Raw genomic sequence first — 25,104 nt, forward strand, 5'->3', positions numbered from 1 at the left:
TTACTCCTCACCTTTTTCATGTTTTTTAATAACACGAGAAATTTCAGCAAAGAAATCACTTGCGTTAAATTTAACTAAATATCCATCGCCACCTGCTTCTTTAACACCTTTATCACTCATAAATTCATTTGATAAAGAAGAGTTAAACACGATAGGAATATTTTTAAATCTCTCATCATCTCTTACTTTAGCTGCAAAGTGGAAACCATCCATTTGTGGCATTTCAACATCGCTTACGATGATTTTTAGATGCTTTCTTAAATCAGCACCATAAGCATTGTAAAGCTCTTCTAGTTTTTGTAAACCTTCAACACCGTCTTTTGCTTCAACAACTTTTAATCCGATTTTATTCAGAATATCTTTTACAAGTTTTCTTGCAGTAGAGCTATCATCAAGCGCTAAAGCCATACCTTCGATTTTTTGGATTTTATCATCTTCAATATCAGTTTGTGGAGTATAAATTCCAAGCTCTTGCACTATGCTTTCTAAATCTAGGATAAGTAAAACCTCGTCTCCTTCGATTTTAGTCACACCGGTAATTTTACCCTTATCTAAACTTCCTGCACTTGTTGCAAAAGTAGCTGGTTCTATATTTTTCCAATTTATTCTACGAATTCTTTTCGCTTCATGTACTATAAAACCGATCAATACATTACTAAATTCAGTAATGATAACTCTAGGTTTTATATTTGTCATTTCTGGTTCTTGAATTTGCATCCATTTTGCTAGGTTGATTACAGGAATCACCACACCACGAAGATCAAAAATACCTTCCACATAGTCAGGTACTCCCGGAATTTCAGTCAAAAAAGGAATTTTAATGATTTCTCTAACCTTAGAAACATTTACACCATAAATTCCCTCATAGACTTTATCGTGGCCTTGCTTAAAGATGCGAAAATCAACAAGTTCCATTTCATTTGAACCTGTTTTAACGACATTCTCATCAAACATTATGCCTCCTTAAGTTCTATTTTGTGAAATCTGATTTCTGGCTCATATTTTACTACAAAAAAACTTTCCTTGTATGCAAAAGTAGCTAAATTTAAATATTTTATATTTTCGTATTCTAAAAACACATCTTGATGATAATGACCTTCTATTACAAAACCTATATTATAGTGCTTTAAACGTTCTTTTGCCAAGGCAGAAAAATGGGGAATTTTTCTAATAAGTTGTTTTTTGTTTTGATTTTTTAGAATTTTTTGAGTAATTTTTTCTTTACTAATAACATTCAAAAAATTTAAAAAAAACAGCAAATAATGATTTCTTAAACTTTTTAAGCAAAATTGCAAAAAAGGTTTTAAAAAAATATCCCCATGGGCTAATTTTACTAAGGTTTTATCTTGAAATTCGCAAAGTAAAGGTTGCTGATTTATACTAAAAACCTTAACATTTTTAAAAAATTTAGCCAAATTAAAATCATGATTACCTTCTAAATAAATGATTTCAATCTCATCAGCAAGCTCTTCAAGTAAATCTATATAAGCTTTTGCAAAGCCATGGGTAGCTTTTACTTCATAAATCAAAAGATCAAAAATATCACCCATTAAAAAAAGCTGTGGAGTTTGAATTTTTTTATCTTTTAAGGCTTGCAAAAAATCCCAAAAACCACGCCTATTCTCATTTTCATGCGCATCAGCGATGAAAATAGCATTTTCTTTTATAGTTATTTTTTGCAAAAATTAAAATTCCAAAGCTTTGTATTCTATAGAAATGATTTCAAATTCACTTTCCCCTTTTGGCAAACGCACTTTAAAATCATCCCCTTCTTTTTTACCAAGCATTGCTTTAGCAATAGGCGAACTAATGGAAATATAGCCTTTTTCTAAATTTCCCTCATTTACCCCTACCAAAGTATAAGTGCTTTGTTTTTCACTCTCTAAATCCTCTACAACAACAGTTGAGCCAAATTTTACACTATCATGCTCATAAGAAGATGGATCGATGATTTGTGCTCTTGAGATCAAATCTCCAAGTTCAGCTATCTTTCCTTCTATAAAAGCTTGTTTTTCTCTAGCTGCGTGATATTCTGCATTTTCTTTTAAATCTCCATGGCTTCTTGCTATGTCTATTTCTTCTACTACTTTTGGGCGTTCAACTTTCTTTAAATGTTCTAATTCTTTTTCTAATTTCTCATAACCATATTTACTCATAGGTTCTTTTTGCATGATTTATCCTTATTTGATTTCATAAAGTATTTTAGCTAAATTTTTTGCACTTGCAAATTGCAAATATTCTTTTAAAAAATCTACTTTATCAAAAAATGCCTTATAATCGTATTTAAGATAAGCTTGATATAAATTTTCCACATTCACTTGCTCTTGTAAAAATTCAGGATTAAGCTCGTTTTTTCCTGCAAAATCCAAAAAGATATTTGCAAGGCCTATGTGTTTGAGTTTTACAAAACATCTTGCGATAAATACGTCAATAGCTTTAGCCTTATAAGCAAGCACAAAAGGCGTGCCAACCAAAGCTGCTTCAAGTGTAGCTGTGCCACTACAAATAAAAGCAAAATCAGCATTTTTAAGCACTTTTGGGGTATTGCTTTGAATTTCAAAACCGTTTATATCCCCATAAAGTTCTAGTCTTTTTAAATTAAACTCAGGTACACAAAGGATTTTTTTACCTTTAAATTTAGTGCTTAATTCTCTAAAAATAGGCATTAAACGCTTTATTTCACTTTTTCTTGAGCCTGGCAAGAAAGCGATTGCTTTCTCATCATCATTTTTTGAAAGTATAGAATTTATATCTTCTTGATTTTTAAATTCTTTTATCTCATCTAAAAGCGGATGTCCCACATAAGTGCTTTTACTAAAAAACTCACTATCAAAAGGCAAGATAGAAGCTAGCACATCAAAATGACTTTCTATGATAGGTATGCGACCTTTTTTCCACGCCCAAACTTGAGGCAAGATATAATAAATTTTTTTTGCTTTGGAATTTGCTTTTTTTAAAGCTTTTGCAAAAGGTATGTTAAAAGCAGGTGAATCGATACATAAAATCGCATCAACCTTTTGAGTAAGACTTAAATTTACTAGCTCTTTTATAGCTCTTTTGGCTTTTAAAATGAGTGGCAAAACCTCTATAAAACCCATAGCACTAAACTCATGTGAGCTATAAAGTGGCTTGGAATTTAGACTAAATTCTTTGCACAAACTCTCATCATAAATTCCTACTAAATCAAATTTTTTATACTCATTTTTATAAGCTTTTAAAACTTCTTTTAAATGTAAATTTGCTGAAGGCTCTAAGGCACAAACTAAAAAGGTTTTCATTCACTTACCTTGCTATACCAATTTAAAAAGACATTCTAACAAATTTTAACTTAGAGTTTAAACCCGCAAAAGCGGGTTTAGTTTAATAAATTGGAGTTGCTTCAACGATAGCAGGAGTAAAGAAAAATAATTCTTTTAACGCTATAGGTACAGAAGGATTTACAGTGCAATCATCTAAACCAAAGCGATTTTCTATAGGTATATATGCATCATAAAAAGTACTCATGCATTTTACCCCGCCATGCGTTAAAGATCTAATTTGCACAGCTGAACTTGTCGTAGGCATAACAGAAAAAACCGTTTGCATTTGTCCATCTTGTAAATCTTGTTTGCAAGATTTTGTTCCAAAAGTTCTTTCATCTAAAACAGCCAAACACACATCAGCACCTCTAGGATTTATAAATTGCACATAACCAAAAGGGCGTTGCACGGCATATCTATCTTTTTCTTTTAATTCCTCACTGAGTATTATTTCTTTTAAAAACCAATTTTGTTCTTCTAATTTTTCAGAGCTATACCTAAAAGGACTTAGTGAAATTCCTGTTTCTAAAGATCTTATAGCAAGCATAGGAGTAAAGTCTTCCAAATCATCAAACAAAACCTCAGCTCTTAAAAACCCTAAAATAGCAAAAAATAAAATACAAATTTTTCTCATCATCTTCTCCTAAGGTCTTCTAAAATTTACAGGAAAATGATCTGAAGCCAAAAAGGTTCTAAGCCCTGCTACAGCTAATATTGCAAGAATTGCAGGCGGATTATATAAAGTTCCTGTATTTGAATTTCCTGTAATCGCATAATCAATCGTATTTCCAGCAGTTTGTGTAAAAGAAGGTGGTGAAACTATATTAATACGCGATCTTAAATCAGGATCAAGCAAACCCACAAGGGTGTCAGGCCCTCTATTAAAGTCCCCCATAATCATCCAATTAATATGTGGCATATTTCTAAAATGCATATCTACAGCACTTACAATAGCTCCTGCATCATTACCCCCTCTTGATAAAGCATGCACACTAAAAAACGCGTCATTTCCTATACGAATGCCTATAATAGGTCTTGAAGCAACGGTTGGAGGTGGTAAAACATAAACTTCATCTGCTCTCATTCTACTTACAATAGCCATATTCACACGGTTTGCTCCAACATCTACTCTTGAGTAATATATATAAACAGAATTTGGACGACTTGATGAGCCCAGATTCCACTCATATTCATGTATAGGAATTCCAACTCCCACAGGTTGAACTTGCCTTGGTGTCATCATCGCAGTACTTGGTAAAACTCCTGCTTCTTGAACAGCTAAAATATCCATAGGATTAGCACCGGTTACAAGTTGTCTTATGCTAATATTCCACTTACTTTCTGTCGATGCAGACGCACCTTGTAAATTCCAAGTGCCACTATTATAATTTTCTAAAGCAGCAAACAATAAATTAAAACTAAAAATTAAAAATACAATTTTTCTCATCATTGCTCTCCTGTATAAGCATAAGGTGATATTGTTTCAAAAGCTGGCGCACCAATGCTCCATTGTCTATCTAGATTTTTTTCTTTTGATTTCAAACAAGAGGTTAAATATATACTGTAATAATCAAAGTTAAATTCCTCCATTACATTTGCAACCGTTGTTTGTATGCATTGTTGTGTAGCATAATTTTGAATTTGATAAGCACCATTACTCATAGGAAAAAATCTCCAAAATTGTGCAAAATTTGTTTGATCGCAAGGATAATGTACTATACCATTACCATAAGCAGTTAAACAAGTAAAAGTTTTTGCATTTTTGATCATTACAGTATTGTTTGGAAATTCAATAAGCTGCCATACTCTTGCATCGCCAAAAGATTTACTATCAAATAAATTATACCCCCATATCCAATTACCCGGATTTAAAGCCCAAACCGTTAATGCAGCTCCATTTGGACTCATAATAGTTACAAAGTCACTTACAAATCCTATATTTTCATATAAAGCATTTTGAGCTAATTCATTATTTGAAGTAAGCCTTGGAAGTGGGCCTTTGATAGGATTATCCCCTTTAAAAGTATTGACTTTCATAAGTGGTGGCTCAAGTGGTATAGCTGGAAATTTCTTGCCTTCTACCAAAAGTGGCTCTTTTTGCTTAGCAGGTGGAGTTGGATTTTTGCCTATTTTTAAAGGATCACTATCATTCATTTTACCCAAAGAGCGTCCTAAAGGATTAATTTGCTCTTTAGAAGAACATCCAATAAAAAAAGTTATAAATGCACTCAATATCATTATAAATTTAAGTTTTTGCATTTCTTCTCCTTAAAAAATATAAATTTAAATATATTATCATAATTTTAAACAAATTTTGATAGAAAATATCATTTAATAATTTTTTCTTAGTTTTATCAAATATTTAAAAAATGAATTGTTATAATTTATTAATTTTAATATAAAGGAAAAATTATGGATATTGTTCAAAGATTTATAAATTACACTAAAATAAACACCACCACAAGTAGAGAAAATGGTGCTAAAGGCATTATGCCATCAAGCCCTAATCAAATGGAGCTTGCAAAATTACTTGAAAAAGAATTACAAGAATTAGGTTTAAAAAATATCAAAAGAAGAGAAAACACCATCACCACAGCTCTTTTACCAGCAAACACTCCAAATGCTCCTAAAATAGCCTTTTTTGCACATTTAGATACAAGTATGGAGCAAACTAACGATACCAAAGCACAAATCACTAAGTATCAAGGTGGGAATATATGTTTAAATAAAAACTTAGATCTTTATCTAAAAGAAAGTGAATTTAAAGAACTTAAAAACTACATAGGAGATGATATCATCCACACCGATGGCACAAGCTTACTTGGAGCTGATGATAAAGCAGCCATTGCAGCGATTATGGATATGCTTGAGTTTTTTGTTAAAAATCCTGATATTAAACATGGTGATATTTATGCTTGCTTTTTACCTGATGAAGAGCAAGGTTTAAGAGGGGCAAAAGCTTTTGATATAAAAGAAATTAATGCTGATTTTGGGTATTGTTTAGACTGTTGTGAGATAGGAGAGTTTATTTATGAAAATTGGAATGCAGGAGATTGTGAAGTAGAATTTATAGGAAAATCTGCTCATCCTATGAGCGCTAAAGGAAAATTAGTTAATTCTTTACTTTTAGCACACAAATTTATCTCTATGCTTCCAAATGGAGAAGCACCTGAATATACAGAAAACAAAGAAGGATATTTTTGGGTTAAAGAGCTCCAAGGAAATAGTGCTAAAACTATTTTAAAAATAGATGTTAGAGAATTTGATGATGAAAAATACAAACAAAGAATGCAATTTTTACAAGATTTAAGCGATAGTTTTAAAAAGCTATACGGAGAAGAAAGAATTAACATTAAGCTCAATGATCGTTATAAAAATGTCTTTAATAGTCTAAAAACAACCGAATCTTTGCCTATTAAACTTGCTTTACAAGCTTATGAAAATTTAAATATCAAAACTAAAATCATTCCTATGCGTGGAGGATATGATGGAGCGGTGCTTTCAGAAAAAGGCTTGCCTTGTCCAAATATCTTTACCGGAGCACATAATTTTCATTCTATTTATGAGTATTTACCTGTTAAATCTTTAAAAGCAGCAAGCAAAGTTATACAAGAAATCATCATCCTAGCCGCAAAATAAATTTAAGCCTTAAAAGGCTTAAATTTATAATAACACAAAAGCAATTACAACCACCGAAATAACACAACCTAAAGCAGTTCTTTTAACAATTTCTAAAGGACTAACCCCTGCTATAGCTGAAACGATAATACAAGCTCCCAAAATAGGCGAAAGGTATCTTCCAAGCACTGCTGACATTGCCACTGCAGTACCAAGTTTAACTTGATCAAAACCAAGATCTTGAGCATGAATAGTTACAGCCTTGTTAAATGCCATAGCAGCAGCGTCACCACTACCTGTAACCATAGCCATTAAAAATGGTATAAAAGTTCCACCAAAACGCACATAATGTTGTTCATTTTTAAGCCATTCTATGATGATATCGATCACCCCGCATGCTTTTAAACCTGCAACAAAAATACTAGCAGCTATGATAATCCCTATAATCTCTGCATAAGATTTTCCCATACCATTAAAAAACTCTTTAAAAATACTATCAGGCTTACTCATAGTTACTACTAAAGCTATAATCGCCCCTAAAAGCATAGCTTCAGCAACTCCAACTTGTTTTGTCCATGTTAAAAACTCATAATCATTTAAAGGACTTGCGCCTATAATTAGCACAATTAAAGGTACTAAAGGCATAAGCGCATAAAATACATTTACTTTTTCAATATTATCTTCAGTCTTATTTTGATTTGCCACTTCAAAAACTTGTCCTTTTTGATAGTCTTTAAAAACCACTGCCATAATCATCAAAGAAATCATCACTATCACCCCTGCTGTTAATGCATTTGGAGTTTGAGTTAAAACAATTTCTTGTATATTTTTCCCTGAAATTTCAGAAATCAAAGCAGTATGGGAAACACCCGGACTTAAAATTCCTCCTATAGTTCCACAAAGCACTGTTGCTGCTGCCATGGCAGGTTTTATACCTGAAGCCATTAAAAGCGGTATTAAAGTCGCACCAACTGCAGCCGAACATCCTGCTGCTGAAGGTATAGCTATAGCGATGAAAAAAGTCACCATAAAAGCAAGTGGGATTAAGAAAAATCCTACATTTTTCAAAGGTGTTGTAAGCAATTTAACCAAATGTTTATCGCATTTAGTTACTTTCATCACAAAAGCAAAGCCCATGCTTGCACAAATTGCCTTAATCAAGGCAGGTTGCACCATAGCATGTGTAAAAGCACTCAAAGCTTCAATGGGTTTAAGCGAAATCAAGCACAAAATAAAACCAACACTAATTAAAGCTGTTTTTGTTTCTACTTTTTTAATAAGCAAATAAACCACAGCCACAATGCCAAAAATCGCAGCTAAAAGATAAAAAGTTTGCATTTTTCTCCTTTAGATTTTAGTTATTTGATTGACTTTTAAATATTCCACATTAAATGGATAGCTTAGCTTTAACACATCATGATGACCTATGATTTTTAAGCTATCATCTTGCACTTTTAATGCAGAACCCTCCGGTATAGCATAAACAATGTCTTTTGGATTAGTTAATAAAAACTCTTCCAAACGCTCCTCTCTACTTTCTCCATTATGCCCAGGAATTTTCCCACTAATAAAATGCGGGTTGATCTGATAAGGAAAAACCCCTAAACTATCAAAACTTTTTGGCATAACAATAGGCATATCATTAGTTGTTTTTATGCTAAGCCCTGCTATGTTTGAGCCTGCACTCCAACCTATATAACAAGCCCCTTTTTCAATACGCTCTTTTAAAACTTCAAGCAAATCATTTTCATATAATTTATGCAAAAGCATAAAGCTATTGCCTCCACCTACTAAAAAAACTTTTGCATTTAAAATCGCTTCTTTTAAATTTTCAAAATGGTGCAATGATTTGATATTATCTTTTTTCAAACCTTCTTTTACCCTAGCCTCATAAGCATCATAAGTCCTTCTAACTCCCGCATAAGGCATAAAAAGAATTTCTTCATCTACCATAGAATTTTCTTTTAAAAAATCATCTATAAATTCTCTAGTATGACTTAAATACGCACTATCTTTATAACCAGAAGCACTAAAAAGTAAAAGTTTTGACATCATTCTTTCCTTTAAAAAAATTAATCAAAACTGTAATTTTAATATTTAAAAAATGAAAAAACAATTTAGTAATAAAAAAATATTGTATTACTTGTGTTAAAATTTAAAAAAAGGAAAAAGTATGAAAGAAATTTTAATAACAAACGATGATGGCTATGAAAGTGAAGGCTTAAAAAAACTTATTAAAATGCTAAGAAAGCATTTTAAAGCTAAAATTACCATAGTAGCTCCTGCTAGTGAAAAATCAGCATGCTCACACTCCATAACGCTAACCAAACCTTTGAGATTTCACAAGGTTGGTAAAAGATTTTACAAGCTTGATGATGGCACGCCTGCAGATTGTGTTTATCTAGCTTTGCATGCTTTATACAAAAAGCGTTTACCTGATCTTGTCATAAGTGGAATTAACAAAGGTGCTAATGTGGGCGAGGATATAACCTACTCAGGAACTTGCGCAGGTGCTATGGAAGCTGTACTTCATGGAATTCCTGCCATTGCTTTATCACAATTTTACAAAGATAGTCAAAAAGAGCTTGATTATAAACTTGCTTTAAAGCTTACTAAAAAAATAGTCAAAAATATCTTTGAAAAGGGCTTTCCTTTAGATAAAAAAGAATTTTTAAATATCAACTTTCCTTCTAGCAAAACAGCCTTTCAGGGCTTAAAAATTTGCAAAGCAGGTAAAAGAATTTATAGTTATGAAGCACACTCAAATACAAATCCAAGAGGTGTAGAATACTACTGGCTAGCTGCTGCTAATCTTGATCATGAAAATGAAAAAGACTCAGACATAGCACTTTTAAAACAAGGCTATGCCACAATAACCCCTATAATGCTTGATCTAACAGCGTATAAACAAATGAAAAATCTCAAAAAATGGATGAAAAATGGATAGATACACGCGTATAAAATGGCTTGTTAATGAAGAAAATTTTATTAAATTTCAAAATACCAAAGTTTTAGTTTGTGGTTTAGGTGGAGTTGGTGGAATTTGCGCTGATGCGCTTTTTAGAAGTGGCTTTAGCAATCTAACTTTAATCGATGCGGATAAATTTGAAACTACTAATCAAAACCGCCAACTTCATAGTGAAAATATAGGCGAGGAAAAAGCTAAGGTTTTTGAACGCATTTACAATGCTAAAGGTATAGTTAGTAAAATCGATGATGATTTTTTGAAAAGTTTTGATTTGAGCGAATTTGATCTTATCATTGATGCGATTGATGATATACCTGCTAAGGTTGCTTTGGCTAACTTGGTTGATTTGAAAAAGCAAATTTTTATCTCATCAACCGGTGGAGCTAGAAAGCTTGATCCAACGCGTATTAAAACGACAAGCATATTTAAAACACATGGCGATGCCCTAGCTAAAAAATTCCGCTATGAGCTTAGAAAATCAGGCTTTAAAGGGGATTTTGATGTGGTATTTTCAGATGAAGAAGCTCATTGTAAAGATCTTGGCTCATTTATGGGAGTGACAGCCTCTTTTGGACTTGCTTTAGCTTCTTTGGCTTTAAGGAAAGTGCTTGATAAGAAAGCTTGATATAAAAGACTTAGCTTCTTGTATCAAGCTTTTTAAGCAAAGCGTATCCACTCTTTGTAAAAATGATTACACAAAAGAACAAATTCATGCTTGGATTAATATAAACCAAAAAGCTTGGGAAGAAAAATTTCAAAATCAACTAGGCTTTGTTTATGAAGAAAAAGGCCAAATCATATCTTTTATAAGTATAAATTTAGAAGAAAAAACACTCGATCTTTGCTTTACTCATGCAAACTATACTCATCAAGGTTATGGCAAAGCTTTATTAGAATTTGCTCTTAAAAGCTACCCTTATAGTGAAATTTATACTTTTGCTAGCCTTAGCGCTAAAAATTTCTTTTTAAGAACAGGATTTAAAATCATCAAAGAAAACATTGCTATAAGAGATCAACAAGAATTAAAAAATTTTTTAATGAAAAAGGAAATAAATTGAAAAAATTACTTTTACTTTTTAGTCTTTTTTGCTCTTTTGCTTTGGCAAATGAAAATTTAAAAGATCTTTTTAAAGATTACAATGAAAGTGGAGTTTTTATAGTTTATGATGGCAAGGATTATTATAGTAATGATTTTACAAAAGCAAACAAACGCATTCTACCTGCCTCTACTTTTAAAATTTTCAATGCCCTAATCGCACTGAATGAAGGCGTTGTGAAAAATACTAATGAGATTTTTTATCATTACAAAGGTGAAAAAGTATTTTTACCCTCTTGGAAAAATGACGCAAACTTAGCCCTAGCTATGCAAAGATCCCAAGTTCCTGCTTATAAAGAACTAGCTAGAAAAATAGGCTTAGAAAAAATGCAAAAAAACCTAAATAAACTCAACTATGGCAACCAAAAAATAAGTAAAATTGATGAATTTTGGCTTGATGATTCTTTGCAAATTAGTCTTAAAGAACAAGCAAACTTACTTTTTGAACTAGCAAATCTAAAATTAGATTATCCTAAAAATATACAAAAAGAAATTATAAATATAATAAAACTTAGTGAAAATAACCATTATGAGTTTTTTGCAAAAACAGGCTGGGGAAAAGAAAAATACGGACAAATCGTAGGTTTTATAAAAGACAAAAAAACTCATCAAATTTATGCCTTTGCTTTATGTATGGATATAAGTGATTTTAACAAGCTTTATCTAAGAGAAGAATTAGCAAAAAAATATCTATCAAATTTAATAAACTTGACACATAAAAAATAAAGGATGATAAGTCAAGGTATTTTGAAATTCTTTTTCGTAGTTTTTTAAAAATGCCTTGCTTATAAAAAATTTATCACTCAAAGCATTTACCCCGCTTAATTTCAAATGCCTAAAAAGCTCCAAAGTATCATCAAATTTTAGCTCTTTTAATTCTTCTTTTACCTTTATGATCTTAAATTTTTTAGAAAGTTTTTGTGCAATTTGCTCTAAAGTTAAATATTCAAGTGATAAATTAGTGCTTTGCTTTATTTGAGTGAAATTTTTTTCTCCAAAAGTAGAAAAAAGCAAAATCCCATTTTTATTTAACATATTTGCAAGATTTTCTAAAAGCTCATCTATCTTTAGCCACTGCATACAAGCATTTGAAGCTATAAGATCAAATTTTTTCGTATAAAAATGATGATTTTTAAGTTCATTCATATCAAAAACACTAAATTCATCAAACTTACAAGGATTTTCAAAAGGATAAATATCATTTAAAAAATAATACTTAAATTTAATGCATTCTTGCAAAGCCTTACTAAAAACCCCTACCCCACAGCCAAACTCAAACACCGCTTTAAAATCGCTCAAATCATTCTCACTAAGCATTTTACAAAGCTCTTTAGCCATGTCTTTTTGCACAGGCGTATTTGCGCTATAAGTGTCTTTTGCTCTTATGAAAGTTTGCAAAGCTCTTCCCAAGTGTGGTATTTAAAAAATGCAAAATGTGGCTCATCGATAAACATTGCCTTTTCTTTGAAAAAATTAAAAGCATGTTTTGGTGGAAAGATTTTATCCTCTTTGCTAATTATCGCTTTATCCCAAGTGAAATTTTCATTTAAGTTTTTAGTGCAAAACTCATATAAGCTTAAAAGTTCTGCTTTTAAATGCTCGTTTTTTTCAAAATAAAATCCATCACTTAAACTCATTCTTTTTTCAAGCAAATTTGCTTTAAAATCCTCTAAAGCAAATCTTTTCATTGTAAGTTTAAAAATGGCTTTTTTGATCCCAAATTCATCATCTATAGGCAAATTTGTGCCATTTATGGCTATTTTTTTATCAAATTTTATATCTTTTAAAATTTTACTCGCCACGCAAACTCCCATAGAAAAGCCAACAAGGGTGATTTTTTCAAATTTATTAAGATCAAATTCCCAATCAAAACTCGTATAATCATACATCATTAAAACATTTACATCACTTTTTAAATGCGTAAAATGGCTAAAATGCGAGCAAAATCCTGAAAAAAATAAAATCAACTCAGATGAATTTGCATTTTCATGTAAAAAATGAGTTTTCAAAGTACCTCCAAAACCTTTTCTAAGTCTTTTTTTACTAAACCAGCATGCAAAGAAAAGCGAATTCTAGCTGTATTTTTAGCCACAGTTGGCTCTTTAATAGCAGGTGCAAAAATACCATTTTCTAAAAACTTTTGAGAAATTTCACTAGCTAGTGCATTTTGCCCTAAAATAAAAGATATCACATAAGCCTCGCCTAAAACTGCACCTTTACTTGCTAAAGCATTTTTAAACCAAGTACTTAACTCTAAAAGCTCTTTTCTTTGAGCATTAAATTCATGTAAATGTTTAAAAACATGCAAGGTCCAAGCTACATTAATAGGTGCAATAGCAGTTGAGTATATAAAGGCCCTTGCTTTGTTGATAAAAAAATCTTTTTCATCGCTTATCATACAAGCGCCCATAGAAGCTATAGCCTTACCAAAGGTAAAAACTAAAAAATCCACTTCCTTTTCTAAGCCCAAAAATCTCACATAACCCAAACCATCATCATTAAAACACCCTATGCTATGAGCTTCGTCAATATAAATTTTGATATTTTTAAACTCTTTTTTTAAATTTATGAATTCTTTTATAGGTGCAAAATCTCCATCCATACTAAATAGTGCTTCACTTATGATGATAATATTTTCAAATTCTTTATAATGCTTTTGCACTAAGCTTTGCAAATGCTTTATATCATTGTGCTTAAATCTTATAAATTTAGCCCCGCCAAGCCTTAAACCATCGATGATACTTGCATGCACTTGCTTATCTGCTAAAAACAAAGTATTTTTAATGCTTGCTAAAGCTTGCAAACAGCTAACATTTAAGGCATAGCCATTGTTAAAATGCAAGATTTTTCTGCCTAACTTAGCTTCTAAAAAGCTTTCAAATTCATCAAAAATCGCATAATTTCCACTCAAGCTTCTTGAACTTGAACTAGAAAATTCAAATTCTTTTAAATGTGTTAAAAAATCTTGCTTTAATGCTTTTTCATTGCTTAAATTTAAATAATCATTGCTCGCTAAATTTAGTAATTTTTGCTCATTATAAATAACATATTTTCCCTCATGCCCTAATGAGCGTAGACTTCTAAAATTATCTTGTTGTTTTAATGCATCTAAAATTTGTGCAATTTGCATTATTGTTTAAGCCTTGCGTAGTTTTGACACCCCTCATCGCTTTTTAAATCACAAGCCTTGCCAAAATATTCTAAAGCTTTAGAGATATCTTTTCTAACGCCTTTGCCATTTTCATACATAAAACCAAGACTATTACATCCTTCTTCATAGTTCATATCACAAGCTTTTCTATAAAGCTCTACGGCTTTAAAATTATTTTTACTGACAATTTGTCCTTTCTCATATAAAACTCCAAGGTGAGCACAAGCATAAAAATTATCCAAAGAACAAGCTTTGCTATAAAATTTTTCAGCCATTAAACCACTCATTTTAACACCTTCTCCAGTTTCATATAAAATTGCAAGCCCAAAACAACCATTATCGTCATTTAACTCGCAAGATCTTTTATAAAATTCCGCTGCTTTAGGGTAATTTTCATACATTTTATATCGAAAACCAAGTCTAAAACAACTTTTTCCTTTTTTATTTTCTATACAATCTTTTTCGAGTATATCCTCTTGTGAATATGCAAAATTTAAAAATAAAATCGCTAAGATAATCAATACTTTTTTCATACTTTACCTTTAAATTTAAGATAAAAAGCTAATTATATAAATATTTTCTAAATAATCCTTTTTCATTTTAAAGCATAAATTTGAGTAAAAATTGTAGTATCATTAGTAATAAAAATCAAAGAAGTAAAAATGAATTTAAAAGAACTAGACTTAAAATACATTTGGCACCCTTGCACACAAATGAGCGATCATGAGTTTTTACCTTTAATACCTATAAAAAAGGCCAAGGGAGTGTATTTGTATGATTTTGATGAAAAATCCTACATAGACTGCATTAGCTCTTGGTGGGTAAATATCTTTGGCCATTGTAATGAATATATCAATGAAAAAATCAAAGATCAACTTCAAAGTTTAGAGCATGTCTTACTTGCTGGTTTTTCACATGAGCCTATCATAAAGCTTTCGCAAAGACTTTGTGAGCTTTTGCCTTTTGATAAATGCTTTTTTGCAGACAATGGTAGTTCAGCCATAGAAGTGGCTTTAAAAATGAGTTTTCAATACCACTTAAACAATGGCTCTAAAAAGGATAAATTCTTATCTCTTAGCAATTCTTACCATGGAGAAACCTTAGGTGCATTAAGCGTTGGCGATGTAGCACTTTATAAAAAAACCTATGAGCCTTTACTTTTAAAAAGTATCACAACACCTGTGCCAACAAACAAAGACTATACAAAAGAACTTGAAATTTTAGAAAGCATTTTAAAAAATCATCATCATGAAATTTGTGCTTTTATACTTGAGCCTTTACTTCAATGTGCGGGCAATATGCATATGTATGAGCTTGGGTATTTAGATGAGGCGGTTAAACTTGCTAAAAGTTATGGTGTGCAAGTGATATTTGATGAGATAGCCACAGGTTTTGGACGCACAGGGGAAATGTTTGCGCTTGATTATTGCTCACAAAGTATTGATTATATATGTCTTTCTAAAGCTATCACGGGTGGGTATTTACCACTTTCAGTGGTGCTTACTAAAGATGAAATTTATGAGAAATTTTATGATAGCTATGAGAGCCAAAAGGCCTTTTTACACTCTCACTCTTACACGGGTAATGCCCTAGCTTGTGCAGCGGCTAATGCGACTTTGGATATTTTTGAAAAAGAAAATATCATCGCAAAAAATAAAATCAAAAGTGCTTTTATAAAAACTCAATGGGAGAGTTTAAAAGAATTTGACTTTTTAGGAAATTTTAGAAATTTAGGTATGGTAAGTGCATTTGATATACAAAAAAGCAAATATAAAAGAGCAGGACTTGAAGTCTTTCAAAGAGCCTTAGAAAAAGGCTTGCTTTTAAGACCACTTGGAAATACAATTTATTTCATGCCACCATATGTTATAAATGAAGATGAGATTGCTTATGTAGTGCAGTCTTTAAGAGAAATTTTCAAGGATTTTTGAAAGTTTTTCACACACTTTATCATCAAATTCTATGATAGGAATTTTAGCGTAATTACTTATAAAATCCTTGCCAAAATTATCTTGGGTTTTTAAGATTAAAGCAAGGATTTTAATATCTCTTTGTTTTAGTGCTTCTATACTTAAAAGCGTGTGATTGATACTTCCTAGATAGTATTTTGCCACTAAAATCGTAGGGTACTTAAACTCGCTCATATAATCAATCATTGTTTTTTCATCATCAAGGGGCGAAAAAAGCCCACCAGCTAGCTCGATGATGAGTTTATCACTTTGTGGAATTTGTATATCAAAGGCTTTATAGCTTAAATTTTCTAAAATCCTACCTTTGTGCGGGGAAGCAGGGGTTTGTAAAAACACACCTTCTTTAAAAATCTTAGTTTTTGGACTAAACTCAGCTACTACCTCGCTATCTTTTGGCGTGCCTGCTTGGATAAGCTTAAAATAATCAAAATCCAATTCCTTACAAAGTCTAGCACTTAGATAAGTTTTACCAACATCTGTGTCTATACCACTAATGTATATTTTCATTTTAAGCCTATGAAAGTATTTTTAAACCCACAGTACAAGCAATGATAAGAGCAATTAAAAAAAGCTTTAAAAAGCTTTTACTTTCTTTATAAAAAAGCACTCCGATGATAACCCCACCTGCGGTTCCAGCTCCTGTCCATATAGAATAAGCCACACTCATAGCAATGCTTTGCATACTAAGGCTTAAAAACCCAAACGAAAAACCAAAACACACTATCAAAGCTAAAAGATAAAGCTTATTTTTAGTGCTTACAAGTTGCTTCATGATAATTACACCAAAAATTTCAAAAGCAGTCGCTAAAAATAAAAAAAACCATTCCATTATTTAGCTTCCTTGCTAATGATTTTAAGGCCTATAATACTTAAAAGTAAAATAGCTATTAAAGCAAGCTTAGTAATGGAAGTTGGCTCATTGAAAATAAACATCTCATTAAGCACCACTCCAACCGTGCCAATACCTACAAAAACACTATAAGCAATACTTACTTCAAGTCTTTCGCAAGCTTTTAAAAAACATGTAAAAGATATACTTACGCCAATAGCTGTTAAAGCATAATGCCAAATTTCAGTAGAGTATTTTAAACCACTCACCCAAAAACACTCAACCAAACCACCTAAAATAACCATAAACCAACCAAAATTAGAGCTTATTTTTGTTCTTTCTATCATAATCTACCTTTTTTTCAAAAGCGCAAATTATAACTAAATTTACAAAATAAAAATTTAAGCAAAAAATAATTTTAATAAAAAAGCTATTGTATTTTATAAATATTTTTAAATATTTCTCTAATATTAATTTATATTTAATTTTTATTATTATAAAATTTTCAGCTTACAAAAAAGGAGAATATATGAAATTTTTAGCAGGTAGTAAAAAGGCTTTATTAGTATTAGCTAGTTTAGCATTTTTAACAAGCAATAATGCTTTTGCAAAAGATTTTGAGCCAATTATCGTTATACACGGTGGCACAAGTGGCTTAGGGCTTACTAAGGACGAATTTGCTAAAAGAGAAAAAGTAATGAAAGAATCCTTAAAAGCAGGTCAAAGCATACTTGAAAAAGGTGGAAGCTCGGTTGATGCGGTTATAGCTGCCATTAAAGTAATGGAAGATAGTCCTGAATTTAATGCTGGAAAAGGCGCTGTTTTTACTTCTGATGGATTTAACGAACTTGATGCATCATTAATGGATGGAAAAAATTTAAAAGCAGGTGCAGTTGCTATGGCTAGGACGATTAAAAATCCTATAGAAGCAGCAAGACTTGTTATGGAAAAAACACCCCACACTTTAATAGCGGGCGAGGGTGCAGATAAATTAGCCAAAAAACATGGTTTAGAAATAGTAGGCCAAAAATATTTTTTTACAGAACACAGATATAAACAACTTCAAGAAGCTAAAAAAAGCAAAGAAGTATTGCTAGATAGTGATAAAGCAAAAGCTCATCTTGGTGTAAGTACTGAGCCATATTTAGGCACAGTAGGTGCAATAGCTTTAGATAAAAATGGCAATCTTGCAGCAGGTACAAGCACAGGTGGCACTACAAATAAAATGACAGGACGCATCGGGGATTCTCCTATCATAGGAGCAGGAAATTACGCAAATAATGACTCAGTAGCGATTTCTTGTACAGGAACAGGCGATATTTACATAAGAGTAGCTGCAGCTCATGAAGTTGCGTCTTTATACAAATATAAAAAACTTTCAGTACAAAAAGCAGCTGAAAAAACTATCAAACAAGTAGCTAAACTTGGTGGCACAGGTGGAATCATCTCAATAGATAAAAACGGAAAAGTTGGCTATGCTTGGACTAAAGATAAACTTGGAATGTATCATGGACAAGCAAAAATCGGCGAAGAACCAAAAGTATTTTGGCCACTTGAGAAATAATTAGCGTAACTTAACTTTTTTAACGCCTCGAAGTTTAAAGATCTTTGAGGCTCCACTTTCAAAAAACTTTTCATCTACTATTTTATCTGCATTTTGCATAGCCCAATTTAGATCAAATTTTTTTCCATGAAGATTTGCAGAAGTAGAATAAAGCCAATCAAACTCTTTTAAAAAATTCTCATGAGCACAATCTTTCACAACGCGTATTGCTTTAGAATTAGGATATAAAAAAGTAGTTTTTTTGGATTTTCTAATAGTATTTTTAAAATGACATGGTATTCTTGTAAGTTTTTTAAGCTCGCTAAATTTAGCTGTGGTAATCAAACAATCTTGGCTTAAAGGCCTTTTTTTTAAAGTATTAAGGGCTTTTAAGTCCTTGCTTAAAAACCCTGCTGTTGTATCAGTTTGAGCAAGATAAATCATGCTTTTAAGTATTCTTGTAAGCTCTTTACTTCAAGACATGATTTATTTTGTATAGCTTTAATCGCTTTGGCACCTGCATACGCTGCTCTTAGGTTGGTAAAATATGGGGTTTTAAAGCGTAAAATATTTGCTCTAATTTTTTTAGTATCACCTTTAAAACTATGCTCATCGCTTGTATTAATAGCAAGTTGAATTTGAGAATTTTTTAACTTATCCTCTACATTTGGGCGCCCTTCAGAAATTTTATGCACAAACTCACACTCCAAACCTGCTTCTTGTAAAATTTTATAAGTACCACTTGTGGCAATGATTTTAAATCCTAGCTTAATGTATTCATTAGCTAAATCTACTGCATATTTTTTATCTTGTTCTCTTAATGATAAAAATACATTGCCACTTTCTGGTAAGAAATTTGAAGAAGCAAGTTGGCTTTTTGCGTAAGAGTTTTCAAAGTCTTTACTTACTCCCATAACCTCACCGGTTGAGCGCATTTCAGGCCCAAGCTCAAGGTCACTTCCACTAAGTTTAGCAAAAGGAAATACCACTGATTTTACACTAATATGTTTTGGTTTTTTAGCTCTTAAAATTCCATTTTTTTCCTCTACCACTTTAAAGGTATCATAAAATTTCAAGCTTTCTCTTAAATTTCCTTGCCACATCACGCGCGTTGCAACCTTAGCTAAAGGAATTCCTGTAGCCTTACTTACAAAAGGCACAGTTCTACTAGCTCTTGGATTTACTTCTATCATATAAAGTTTATTATCATGGATAGCAAATTGTATATTTAAAAGCCCTACTACACCTAAATTTAAAGCAATATCTTTTGTTTTTTGCTCAATCATTTCAAGCATAGCTTCATCAATATTTACAGCAGGTAAAGAGCAAGCACTATCGCCTGAGTGAATTCCTGCTTCTTCAATATGCTCCATAATACCTGCTACATAAACTTCTTTTCCATCACTTATTGCATCTACATCAAGTTCGGTTGCATTGTCTAAGAATTGATCGATTAATACCGGAGATTTATCACTCACATCTACTGCTTCTTGCATATAAAGTCTAAGCTCACTCTCATCATGCACCACACGCATTGCACGACCACCCAAAACATAGCTTGGTCTAACAAGCACAGGATAACCTATCTCATTTGCTTTTATAATCGCTTCTTCAACGCTTATAGCTGTGCCATTTTTAGGTTGATTTATGCCTAAATCTTCGATAAATTTAGCAAATTTCTTTCTATCTTCAGCTAAATCTATCACCCTTGCACTTGTTCCTATGATCTTTGCTCCAAAAGCACTAAGACGTTTTGCAAATTTAAGCGGAGTTTGCCCACCAAAATGCACTATCACTCCATCTGGTCTTTCTCTATCAATAACCGCTCTTAAATGCTCAAAATCAATCGGCTCAAAGTATAAAATATCACTTGTATCATAATCTGTTGAAACCGTTTCTGGATTACAATTATACATTATAGTTTTTACGCCCATATCTTTTAGAGCAAAAGAAGCATGCACACAAGCATAATCAAACTCAATGCCTTGTCCTATGCGGTTTGGCCCACCACCTATAATCATCACTTTTTTATCTTTTTTATCTTTACTTTCTTTTACTTGTGTAGCTTCATTTGCATTAATACTTGAGTATAAATACGGAGTTAATGCTTCAAATTCGCCTGCGCAAGTATCTACTTCGCTATATTGAGCGATGATTTTATGTTTAATTCTTGCATAATAAATATCATTTTGGCTTAGCTCAAGATTATCTTTTTGATTAATCAAGCTAGCGATTTTTTTATCTGAAAAACCTAAGGTTTTAGCTTTTCTTAATAGTTGTTTATTGCTTAAAATATCCATATCTATTTGGTTTTCAAATTCCACTATTTCTTTGATTTGATTTAAAAACCAAGGATCTATTTTGCAAAGCTCAAAAAGCTCTTGTGTGCTAAAACCTTCTCTAAAAGCTTGTGCTATATAAAGCAAGCGTTTTTCATTAGCTTGGCGAATTTTTGCCAAAAGCTCATTTTTATCACATTCTATAGTATCAAACCCGCTTAAATTTCTCTCAAGTGAGCAAAGTGCTTTTTGAATGCTTTCTTTAAAAGTTCTCCCTATAGCCATAACCTCACCCACGCTTTTCATAGCAGTACCTAGCTCTGTGCTTGCATTTGGAAATTTTTCAAAAGTAAAACGAGGAATTTTAGTTACGATATAATCAATTACCGGCTCAAATGAAGCAGGGGTTCCTGTGATATCGTTTTTAATCTCATCTAAACTAAATCCAACTGCTAAAAGCGTAGCTACCTTAGCTATAGGATAACCCGTTGCTTTACTAGCTAAGGCTGAAGATCTTGAAACCCTAGGATTCATTTCAATAACTATCATTCTACCATTAGTTGGATTGATAGCAAATTGCACATTTGATCCGCCTGTATCTACTCCGATTTCTCTTAAAATAGCAAAAGAGGCATTACGCATTGCTTGATATTCTTTATCAGTCAAAGTTAAAGCAGGAGCTATAGTGATAGAATCGCCCGTATGAACCCCCATAGGATCCACATTTTCAATAGAGCAAACGATAATACAATTATCATTTTTATCTCTAATGACTTCCATTTCGTATTCTTTCCAACCAAGTAAACTTTCTTCGATTAAAATTTCATGGATAGGACTTAGTGCTAAAGCAGTATTTGCAAGTTCTGCAAACTCATCCATATTATATACCACGCCACTTCCTGCACCACCTAAGGTAAAAGAAGCTCTAATCATCAAAGGAAAACCAATCTCATCAACAGCTTTTAAAGCTTCTTCATAATTATACGCATACATAGATTTTGGTAAATCCATGCCAATTTTTTTCATACATTCTTTAAAAACTTGCCTATCTTCACCTTTTTTTATCGCCTCAGGATTTGCACCTAAAAATTTTACATCTGCAAGCTCGCCACTTTCATAAACTTCCATAGCAACATTTAAAGCAACTTGGCCACCCATAGTAGGTAAAATCGCATCGATTTTTTCTTTTTTGATAATACTTAGAATACTTTCTTTGGTAATTGGTTCTATATAAGTTGCATCAGCAAATTCAGGATCTGTCATAATCGTAGCTGGATTAGAATTGATCAAAACTACCCTATAACCTAACTCTTTTAAGGTTTTTGCTGCTTGAGTTCCTGAGTAATCAAACTCACAAGCTTGACCTATAACGATAGGCCCACTGCCTATTAATAATATATTTTTTATATCTGTTCTTTTTGGCATGTATTTTCCTAAGCTGAATTTTTAGCCAAATTATAACAAATATAAGTTTTTTAGAAGTTGAAATTAATAAAGAATTTAGCTCTTAAAGAGCTAAATTTTATTGACGCTTACCAAAAGTTATAGCATAAGCTTCATTTCTTACATCAAATAAAGGATCTTGTGGTGAATTAACCCCTTGAGGTACATCTGAAGGAAAATACACATCAAAATTACAATCTTCCTTGCTCAAAGCATTAACTTTAAAAGTCCCAACTAAACTTTCTTTGTGTTTACCACTCCACAAAGCCGTTGTATCATTGGTAATATCATTTTTATTTGCATATACTAAATACATTTTATACTCAACTGGCTTATTAGCCTTTACACGATTTTGAAAATCTTCTTTTAAAAAATCACTACTTGCACTTTTCATTTGTGCCTCATTTAAATACGCCACACCTTCACTTGGAACTAATTTCCATCTTGCTGGTAAATAGTTTTCTCCGTTTGCTTGTTTAAAATAAAAAGTATGAATACTAAAAAATGGAGTATTTGCTACGCTTTTACTGATACCAATTTTATCCGTATATGCAGCAAAATTTCTATAAGAATCAACCTCTTTCATCATCTTGCTTATTTTTTCTTGATCGACTTTACCATTTACAGGAAGTCTCATTTCAAAAAACTGACCAAACTCTTTAGGATTTTTTGCAAAATTTATTTCTGTATTTAGCATAACCATAGTCCAAGAGGCAGAATCTTTAGGATCAGTAATTCTAATAGCCATACCCCTTGTTTTGCTTTTATCATCTTTAAAAGCACCACCCAAAGAATATCTTACTTGGATTGGTAAGCTTTTTTGTGTTAACAAAGGCACATCAACTTCTTTATTGATAGACAAAGCTGGCTCAAAAGTTCCCATAGCACAAAAACCCTTTGCATGATTAACTTTTGCTTTTGGATTTTTAGGATCTGCGTTAAGTTGATAAAAAATATCTGCTATTTTTTGTGCATCATATTCTACTTCATTTGCATAAATAGCACTACTTAAACAACAAATAGCCAAACAACTGCTGATATATTTTTTCATTAAAGCTCCTAGTTTTAAACTTAGAAGCTATTGTAATATTTAATTCTAAATAATAATTTATATTAGTTAAAATAAATAATTTTTTACTATAAATTTTCTACCATATAAAAATAGCTTGGTACTTTCATCTTAGCATAAGGTTTAACATAAGCATTTTGATAAGCACCCTCTTCTTCTATTTTAAAAATTTCTCCCACTGGAATTCCCGAAAAGAAAATCTCATCTAAGCCACTTGTATAAACCTTATCACCCATTTTAAGCTCAAGCCATTTAGGGATATATTTAACTAAAACATAATCATTTCTTCCATGAGCTATGCCTGGCGCTTGTTCTTTACCTATATAAACAGAAAAAATACATTCTTCATCACCTTGCAAAAGCCCCAAAGCTCTACCATTTTTTTCTATGACTATGCCTGCTGTATAGCCATTATAAATCAAACCTTTGATTTTTCCTTTATAATCAACATCAAGCCAAACCTTATGATAATCACTAATTTGCGCATAAGAAGTTGCTTTAACCAAACTCACATTAGGATAATAAAAACTTGAGTTTTTATCGCTTAAAATATTATTTAGCTCATTAGCAAAGTTTTTCATGTAGATATTGTTTTTCTCAAGCTCGGCATTTCTTTCTCTTAAAATTCTAATTTCTTCAGCTTGGTTAAAATGTTCGTTGAATTTATTTTTTAAAAGATCAATACTTTGAGAAAATTGATTAACAATAGCAATATTTAAATCTAAAACATTTCGTTTTATTACATCTCCATAATAAAACGAAATAAATACTAAAAAAGATAATATTAAAACGCTAAGAATTTTACTCTTCATTCGTTAGCTGGTGTAATAATGAAATTTCTTCTAAAGCTTTACCTGTACCTTTTGCAACTGCTAAAAGCGGCTCATCAGCTACATATACCGGAAGTTTTACAATTTCAGATAAATATTTATCAAGCCCGCGTATTAAAGCTCCGCCTCCTGTTAAAACAACACCATTTTCAACAATATCAGCTGCAAGATCAGGTGGCATCATTTCAAGAACGATTTTTAAAGCATCAGCGATTTCTTTTAAATGTTCGCGCATAGCTTCTCTTACATCTTCACTTGTTAGTTCGATTCTATTTAACAAGCCTGTTACTTGATCACGCCCTTTAACTACCATAGAAAGTTCTTTTGGAAGCTGAACTGCTGAACCAATAGCGATTTTAATTTCCTCGCCAGTTCTTTCACCTATGACAAGATTATATTTTTCTTTTACATAATTTACTATACTAGTATCAAGTTTATCGCCGGCTGTGCGAATTGATTTGGATATCACAAGCCCACCCAAAGAAGTAACGCCAATCTCAGTTGTACCACCACCAATATCTACCACCAAGCTCCCTTGAGGCTCTCTAATAGGTAAATTTGCACCAATAGCTGCTGCCATAGGTTCTTCTATCAAAAATACCTCTCTAGCACCTGCACTTAAAGCACTTTCTCTAACTGCTTTTCTTTCAACTTGAGTTAAACCATAAGGTACTGAAATGATAATTCTAGGTCTTAAAAAAGATTTTCTTCTATGAGTTTTTTCTATAAAATAACGGATCATTTTTTCAGTCATATCAAAATCAGCAATCACACCATCTTTCATAGGACGAATTGCTTCGATATTACCTGGGGTTTTTCCTACCATTTCCTTGGCTTCTTTTCCAACAGCTAAAATTTTAACCCTACCATATCTTTCACGCTCTACTGCAACAACCGAAGGTTCATCAATCACTATACCTTTATCTTTTACCAAAACTAAAGTATTTGCAGTACCTAAGTCAATCCCCATATCACTTGAAAAAAATCCAATTATTTGATCTAAAATCAT

Annotated in this window: 28 protein-coding genes; 7 read left to right on the forward strand and 21 right to left on the reverse strand. The window is 31.8% G+C overall.

What is annotated here, in order from left to right:
• The 7 genes from L8V88_RS04945 to L8V88_RS04975 form a co-directional block, all read right to left on the reverse strand.
• On the reverse strand, positions 1-954 hold the full coding sequence (locus tag L8V88_RS04945; protein ID WP_039619212.1) for a chemotaxis protein: 954 nt from the start codon (positions 952-954) through the stop codon (positions 1-3).
• The gene (locus L8V88_RS04950; protein ID WP_263727116.1) at positions 954-1,682 is read right to left on the reverse strand and encodes a UDP-2,3-diacylglucosamine diphosphatase; all 729 of its coding nucleotides are present in this window, start codon (positions 1,680-1,682) and stop codon (positions 954-956) included. Before L8V88_RS04950 ends, L8V88_RS04945 begins: the two co-directional genes overlap by 1 nt.
• A gap of 3 nt (positions 1,683-1,685) precedes the next feature.
• Entirely contained in the window at positions 1,686-2,171 is a 486-nt protein-coding gene (gene greA / locus L8V88_RS04955) for a transcription elongation factor GreA (RefSeq protein WP_039619215.1), read from the reverse strand.
• A gap of 9 nt (positions 2,172-2,180) precedes the next feature.
• The gene (gene lpxB, locus L8V88_RS04960; protein WP_263727117.1) at positions 2,181-3,278 is read right to left on the reverse strand and encodes a lipid-A-disaccharide synthase; all 1,098 of its coding nucleotides are present in this window, start codon (positions 3,276-3,278) and stop codon (positions 2,181-2,183) included.
• An 82-nt stretch (positions 3,279-3,360) separates the two neighbouring features.
• The gene (locus L8V88_RS04965; protein WP_263727118.1) at positions 3,361-3,933 is read right to left on the reverse strand and encodes a cytolethal distending toxin subunit A; all 573 of its coding nucleotides are present in this window, start codon (positions 3,931-3,933) and stop codon (positions 3,361-3,363) included.
• A gap of 9 nt (positions 3,934-3,942) precedes the next feature.
• A complete protein-coding gene (locus L8V88_RS04970) occupies positions 3,943-4,746 on the reverse strand; it encodes a cytolethal distending toxin subunit B family protein (protein WP_263727164.1) in 804 nt (267 codons plus the stop codon).
• Positions 4,746-5,558, reverse strand: coding sequence for an RICIN domain-containing protein (locus L8V88_RS04975; RefSeq protein ID WP_263727119.1), 813 nt, complete (start codon positions 5,556-5,558; stop codon positions 4,746-4,748). The genes L8V88_RS04970 and L8V88_RS04975 overlap by 1 nt, the downstream gene beginning before the upstream one ends.
• Before the next feature lie 153 nt (positions 5,559-5,711).
• Between L8V88_RS04975 and pepT the strand changes: the two genes are divergently transcribed.
• Positions 5,712-6,938, forward strand: coding sequence for a peptidase T (pepT, locus tag L8V88_RS04980; protein WP_263727120.1), 1,227 nt, complete (start codon positions 5,712-5,714; stop codon positions 6,936-6,938).
• A 24-nt stretch (positions 6,939-6,962) separates the two neighbouring features.
• On the opposite strand, the gene dcuC is transcribed toward pepT, so the two are convergent.
• Entirely contained in the window at positions 6,963-8,255 is a 1,293-nt protein-coding gene (gene dcuC / locus L8V88_RS04985; protein ID WP_263727121.1) for a C4-dicarboxylate transporter DcuC, read from the reverse strand.
• A gap of 9 nt (positions 8,256-8,264) precedes the next feature.
• Positions 8,265-8,969 carry a dipeptidase PepE gene (gene pepE, locus L8V88_RS04990; RefSeq protein WP_263727122.1) on the reverse strand — a complete coding sequence of 235 codons (705 nt, stop codon included), beginning with the start codon at positions 8,967-8,969 and terminating at the stop codon, positions 8,265-8,267.
• A 121-nt stretch (positions 8,970-9,090) separates the two neighbouring features.
• Here pepE and surE point away from each other — a divergent pair, with 121 nt between their 5' ends.
• From surE to blaOXA, 4 genes are read left to right on the forward strand one after another with little or no spacing between them, the layout of a single operon-like run.
• Positions 9,091-9,864, forward strand: coding sequence for a 5'/3'-nucleotidase SurE (surE, locus tag L8V88_RS04995; protein WP_039642308.1), 774 nt, complete (start codon positions 9,091-9,093; stop codon positions 9,862-9,864).
• A complete protein-coding gene (locus L8V88_RS05000; protein WP_263727123.1) occupies positions 9,857-10,510 on the forward strand; it encodes a ThiF family adenylyltransferase in 654 nt (217 codons plus the stop codon). The genes surE and L8V88_RS05000 overlap by 8 nt, the downstream gene beginning before the upstream one ends.
• Positions 10,494-10,943: a GNAT family N-acetyltransferase gene (locus L8V88_RS05005; RefSeq protein ID WP_263727124.1), complete on the forward strand. Its 450-nt coding sequence runs from the start codon at positions 10,494-10,496 to the stop codon at positions 10,941-10,943. Before L8V88_RS05000 ends, L8V88_RS05005 begins: the two co-directional genes overlap by 17 nt.
• Positions 10,940-11,707 carry an OXA-493 family class D beta-lactamase gene (gene blaOXA / locus L8V88_RS05010; protein ID WP_263727125.1) on the forward strand — a complete coding sequence of 256 codons (768 nt, stop codon included), beginning with the start codon at positions 10,940-10,942 and terminating at the stop codon, positions 11,705-11,707. Before L8V88_RS05005 ends, blaOXA begins: the two co-directional genes overlap by 4 nt.
• Here the strand turns inward: blaOXA and bioC are convergent.
• The 4 genes from bioC to L8V88_RS05030 are packed head-to-tail and all read right to left on the reverse strand — an operon-like array spanning position 11,681 to position 14,665.
• A complete protein-coding gene (gene bioC, locus L8V88_RS05015) occupies positions 11,681-12,379 on the reverse strand; it encodes a malonyl-ACP O-methyltransferase BioC (RefSeq protein WP_263727126.1) in 699 nt (232 codons plus the stop codon). The genes blaOXA and bioC overlap by 27 nt on opposite strands.
• Complete coding sequence (locus tag L8V88_RS05020) at positions 12,364-12,990, reverse strand: pimeloyl-ACP methyl esterase BioG family protein (RefSeq protein ID WP_263727127.1); 627 nt, start codon at positions 12,988-12,990, stop codon at positions 12,364-12,366. The genes bioC and L8V88_RS05020 overlap by 16 nt, the downstream gene beginning before the upstream one ends.
• A complete protein-coding gene (locus L8V88_RS05025) occupies positions 12,987-14,111 on the reverse strand; it encodes an aminotransferase class I/II-fold pyridoxal phosphate-dependent enzyme (protein WP_263727128.1) in 1,125 nt (374 codons plus the stop codon). The genes L8V88_RS05020 and L8V88_RS05025 overlap by 4 nt, the downstream gene beginning before the upstream one ends.
• Entirely contained in the window at positions 14,111-14,665 is a 555-nt protein-coding gene (locus L8V88_RS05030; protein WP_263727129.1) for a tetratricopeptide repeat protein, read from the reverse strand. The genes L8V88_RS05025 and L8V88_RS05030 overlap by 1 nt, the downstream gene beginning before the upstream one ends.
• A 129-nt stretch (positions 14,666-14,794) precedes the next feature.
• Between L8V88_RS05030 and L8V88_RS05035 the strand changes: the two genes are divergently transcribed.
• Positions 14,795-16,063, forward strand: coding sequence for an adenosylmethionine--8-amino-7-oxononanoate transaminase (locus L8V88_RS05035; protein ID WP_263727130.1), 1,269 nt, complete (start codon positions 14,795-14,797; stop codon positions 16,061-16,063).
• On the opposite strand, the gene bioD is transcribed toward L8V88_RS05035, so the two are convergent.
• Genes bioD through L8V88_RS05050 form a run of 3 tightly spaced genes read right to left on the reverse strand, consistent with a single transcriptional unit; the run spans position 16,037 to position 17,278 of the window.
• Positions 16,037-16,609 (reverse strand): dethiobiotin synthase, encoded by a 573-nt coding sequence (bioD, locus tag L8V88_RS05040; RefSeq protein ID WP_263727131.1) that lies wholly within the window; start codon positions 16,607-16,609, stop codon positions 16,037-16,039. The two genes, L8V88_RS05035 and bioD, sit on opposite strands and share 27 nt — an antisense overlap.
• Before the next feature lie 7 nt (positions 16,610-16,616).
• On the reverse strand, positions 16,617-16,931 hold the full coding sequence (locus L8V88_RS05045; RefSeq protein WP_039619256.1) for a DMT family transporter: 315 nt from the start codon (positions 16,929-16,931) through the stop codon (positions 16,617-16,619).
• The gene (locus tag L8V88_RS05050) at positions 16,931-17,278 is read right to left on the reverse strand and encodes a DMT family transporter (protein WP_039619258.1); all 348 of its coding nucleotides are present in this window, start codon (positions 17,276-17,278) and stop codon (positions 16,931-16,933) included. The genes L8V88_RS05045 and L8V88_RS05050 overlap by 1 nt, the downstream gene beginning before the upstream one ends.
• Before the next feature lie 182 nt (positions 17,279-17,460).
• Here L8V88_RS05050 and L8V88_RS05055 point away from each other — a divergent pair, with 182 nt between their 5' ends.
• Positions 17,461-18,495: an isoaspartyl peptidase/L-asparaginase family protein gene (locus tag L8V88_RS05055; RefSeq protein WP_263727132.1), complete on the forward strand. Its 1,035-nt coding sequence runs from the start codon at positions 17,461-17,463 to the stop codon at positions 18,493-18,495.
• On the opposite strand, the gene L8V88_RS05060 is transcribed toward L8V88_RS05055, so the two are convergent.
• The 5 genes from L8V88_RS05060 to L8V88_RS05080 all read right to left on the reverse strand — a co-directional run bounded on the left by L8V88_RS05060 (position 18,496) and on the right by L8V88_RS05080 (position 25,104).
• Positions 18,496-18,918 (reverse strand): Sua5 YciO YrdC YwlC family protein, encoded by a 423-nt coding sequence (locus tag L8V88_RS05060; RefSeq protein WP_257928366.1) that lies wholly within the window; start codon positions 18,916-18,918, stop codon positions 18,496-18,498.
• Entirely contained in the window at positions 18,915-22,178 is a 3,264-nt protein-coding gene (gene carB / locus L8V88_RS05065; RefSeq protein WP_214125215.1) for a carbamoyl-phosphate synthase large subunit, read from the reverse strand. The genes L8V88_RS05060 and carB overlap by 4 nt, the downstream gene beginning before the upstream one ends.
• 97 nt (positions 22,179-22,275) lie before the next feature.
• Positions 22,276-23,247 carry a catalase gene (locus L8V88_RS05070; protein WP_263727133.1) on the reverse strand — a complete coding sequence of 324 codons (972 nt, stop codon included), beginning with the start codon at positions 23,245-23,247 and terminating at the stop codon, positions 22,276-22,278.
• Between the two features lie 86 nt (positions 23,248-23,333).
• Positions 23,334-24,077: a rod shape-determining protein MreC gene (gene mreC / locus L8V88_RS05075; protein ID WP_263727134.1), complete on the reverse strand. Its 744-nt coding sequence runs from the start codon at positions 24,075-24,077 to the stop codon at positions 23,334-23,336.
• Complete coding sequence (locus tag L8V88_RS05080; protein WP_012662095.1) at positions 24,067-25,104, reverse strand: rod shape-determining protein; 1,038 nt, start codon at positions 25,102-25,104, stop codon at positions 24,067-24,069. The genes mreC and L8V88_RS05080 overlap by 11 nt, the downstream gene beginning before the upstream one ends.

The sequence above is a fragment of the Campylobacter sp. IFREMER_LSEM_CL2101 genome, from assembly GCF_025771825.1.
Taxonomy (GTDB): domain Bacteria; phylum Campylobacterota; class Campylobacteria; order Campylobacterales; family Campylobacteraceae; genus Campylobacter_D; species Campylobacter_D lari_C.

Bases quoted from the DNA above. Each gene is read 5' to 3' on its own strand.
- carB (WP_214125215.1), bottom strand. From the start codon at position 22,178: ATGCCAAAAAGAACAGATATAAAAAATATATTATTAATAGGCAGTGGG.
- bioD (WP_263727131.1), bottom strand. From the start codon at position 16,609: ATGAAAATATACATTAGTGGTATAGACACAGATGTTGGTAAAACTTAT.
- L8V88_RS05045 (WP_039619256.1), bottom strand. From the start codon at position 16,931: ATGGAATGGTTTTTTTTATTTTTAGCGACTGCTTTTGAAATTTTTGGT.
- greA (WP_039619215.1), bottom strand. From the start codon at position 2,171: ATGCAAAAAGAACCTATGAGTAAATATGGTTATGAGAAATTAGAAAAA.
- L8V88_RS05080 (WP_012662095.1), bottom strand. From the start codon at position 25,104: ATGATTTTAGATCAAATAATTGGATTTTTTTCAAGTGATATGGGGATT.
- pepT (WP_263727120.1), top strand. From the start codon at position 5,712: ATGGATATTGTTCAAAGATTTATAAATTACACTAAAATAAACACCACC.
- L8V88_RS05000 (WP_263727123.1), top strand. From the start codon at position 9,857: ATGGATAGATACACGCGTATAAAATGGCTTGTTAATGAAGAAAATTTT.
- surE (WP_039642308.1), top strand. From the start codon at position 9,091: ATGAAAGAAATTTTAATAACAAACGATGATGGCTATGAAAGTGAAGGC.
- L8V88_RS05060 (WP_257928366.1), bottom strand. From the start codon at position 18,918: ATGATTTATCTTGCTCAAACTGATACAACAGCAGGGTTTTTAAGCAAG.
- L8V88_RS05035 (WP_263727130.1), top strand. From the start codon at position 14,795: ATGAATTTAAAAGAACTAGACTTAAAATACATTTGGCACCCTTGCACA.
- L8V88_RS04945 (WP_039619212.1), bottom strand. From the start codon at position 954: ATGTTTGATGAGAATGTCGTTAAAACAGGTTCAAATGAAATGGAACTT.
- dcuC (WP_263727121.1), bottom strand. From the start codon at position 8,255: ATGCAAACTTTTTATCTTTTAGCTGCGATTTTTGGCATTGTGGCTGTG.
- lpxB (WP_263727117.1), bottom strand. From the start codon at position 3,278: ATGAAAACCTTTTTAGTTTGTGCCTTAGAGCCTTCAGCAAATTTACAT.
- L8V88_RS05055 (WP_263727132.1), top strand. From the start codon at position 17,461: ATGAAATTTTTAGCAGGTAGTAAAAAGGCTTTATTAGTATTAGCTAGT.
- L8V88_RS05050 (WP_039619258.1), bottom strand. From the start codon at position 17,278: ATGATAGAAAGAACAAAAATAAGCTCTAATTTTGGTTGGTTTATGGTT.
- pepE (WP_263727122.1), bottom strand. From the start codon at position 8,969: ATGTCAAAACTTTTACTTTTTAGTGCTTCTGGTTATAAAGATAGTGCG.
- L8V88_RS05030 (WP_263727129.1), bottom strand. From the start codon at position 14,665: ATGAAAAAAGTATTGATTATCTTAGCGATTTTATTTTTAAATTTTGCA.
- mreC (WP_263727134.1), bottom strand. From the start codon at position 24,077: ATGAAGAGTAAAATTCTTAGCGTTTTAATATTATCTTTTTTAGTATTT.
- L8V88_RS04975 (WP_263727119.1), bottom strand. From the start codon at position 5,558: ATGCAAAAACTTAAATTTATAATGATATTGAGTGCATTTATAACTTTT.
- L8V88_RS04965 (WP_263727118.1), bottom strand. From the start codon at position 3,933: ATGAGAAAAATTTGTATTTTATTTTTTGCTATTTTAGGGTTTTTAAGA.
- L8V88_RS04970 (WP_263727164.1), bottom strand. From the start codon at position 4,746: ATGAGAAAAATTGTATTTTTAATTTTTAGTTTTAATTTATTGTTTGCT.
- L8V88_RS05070 (WP_263727133.1), bottom strand. From the start codon at position 23,247: ATGAAAAAATATATCAGCAGTTGTTTGGCTATTTGTTGTTTAAGTAGT.
- L8V88_RS05025 (WP_263727128.1), bottom strand. From the start codon at position 14,111: ATGCAAATTGCACAAATTTTAGATGCATTAAAACAACAAGATAATTTT.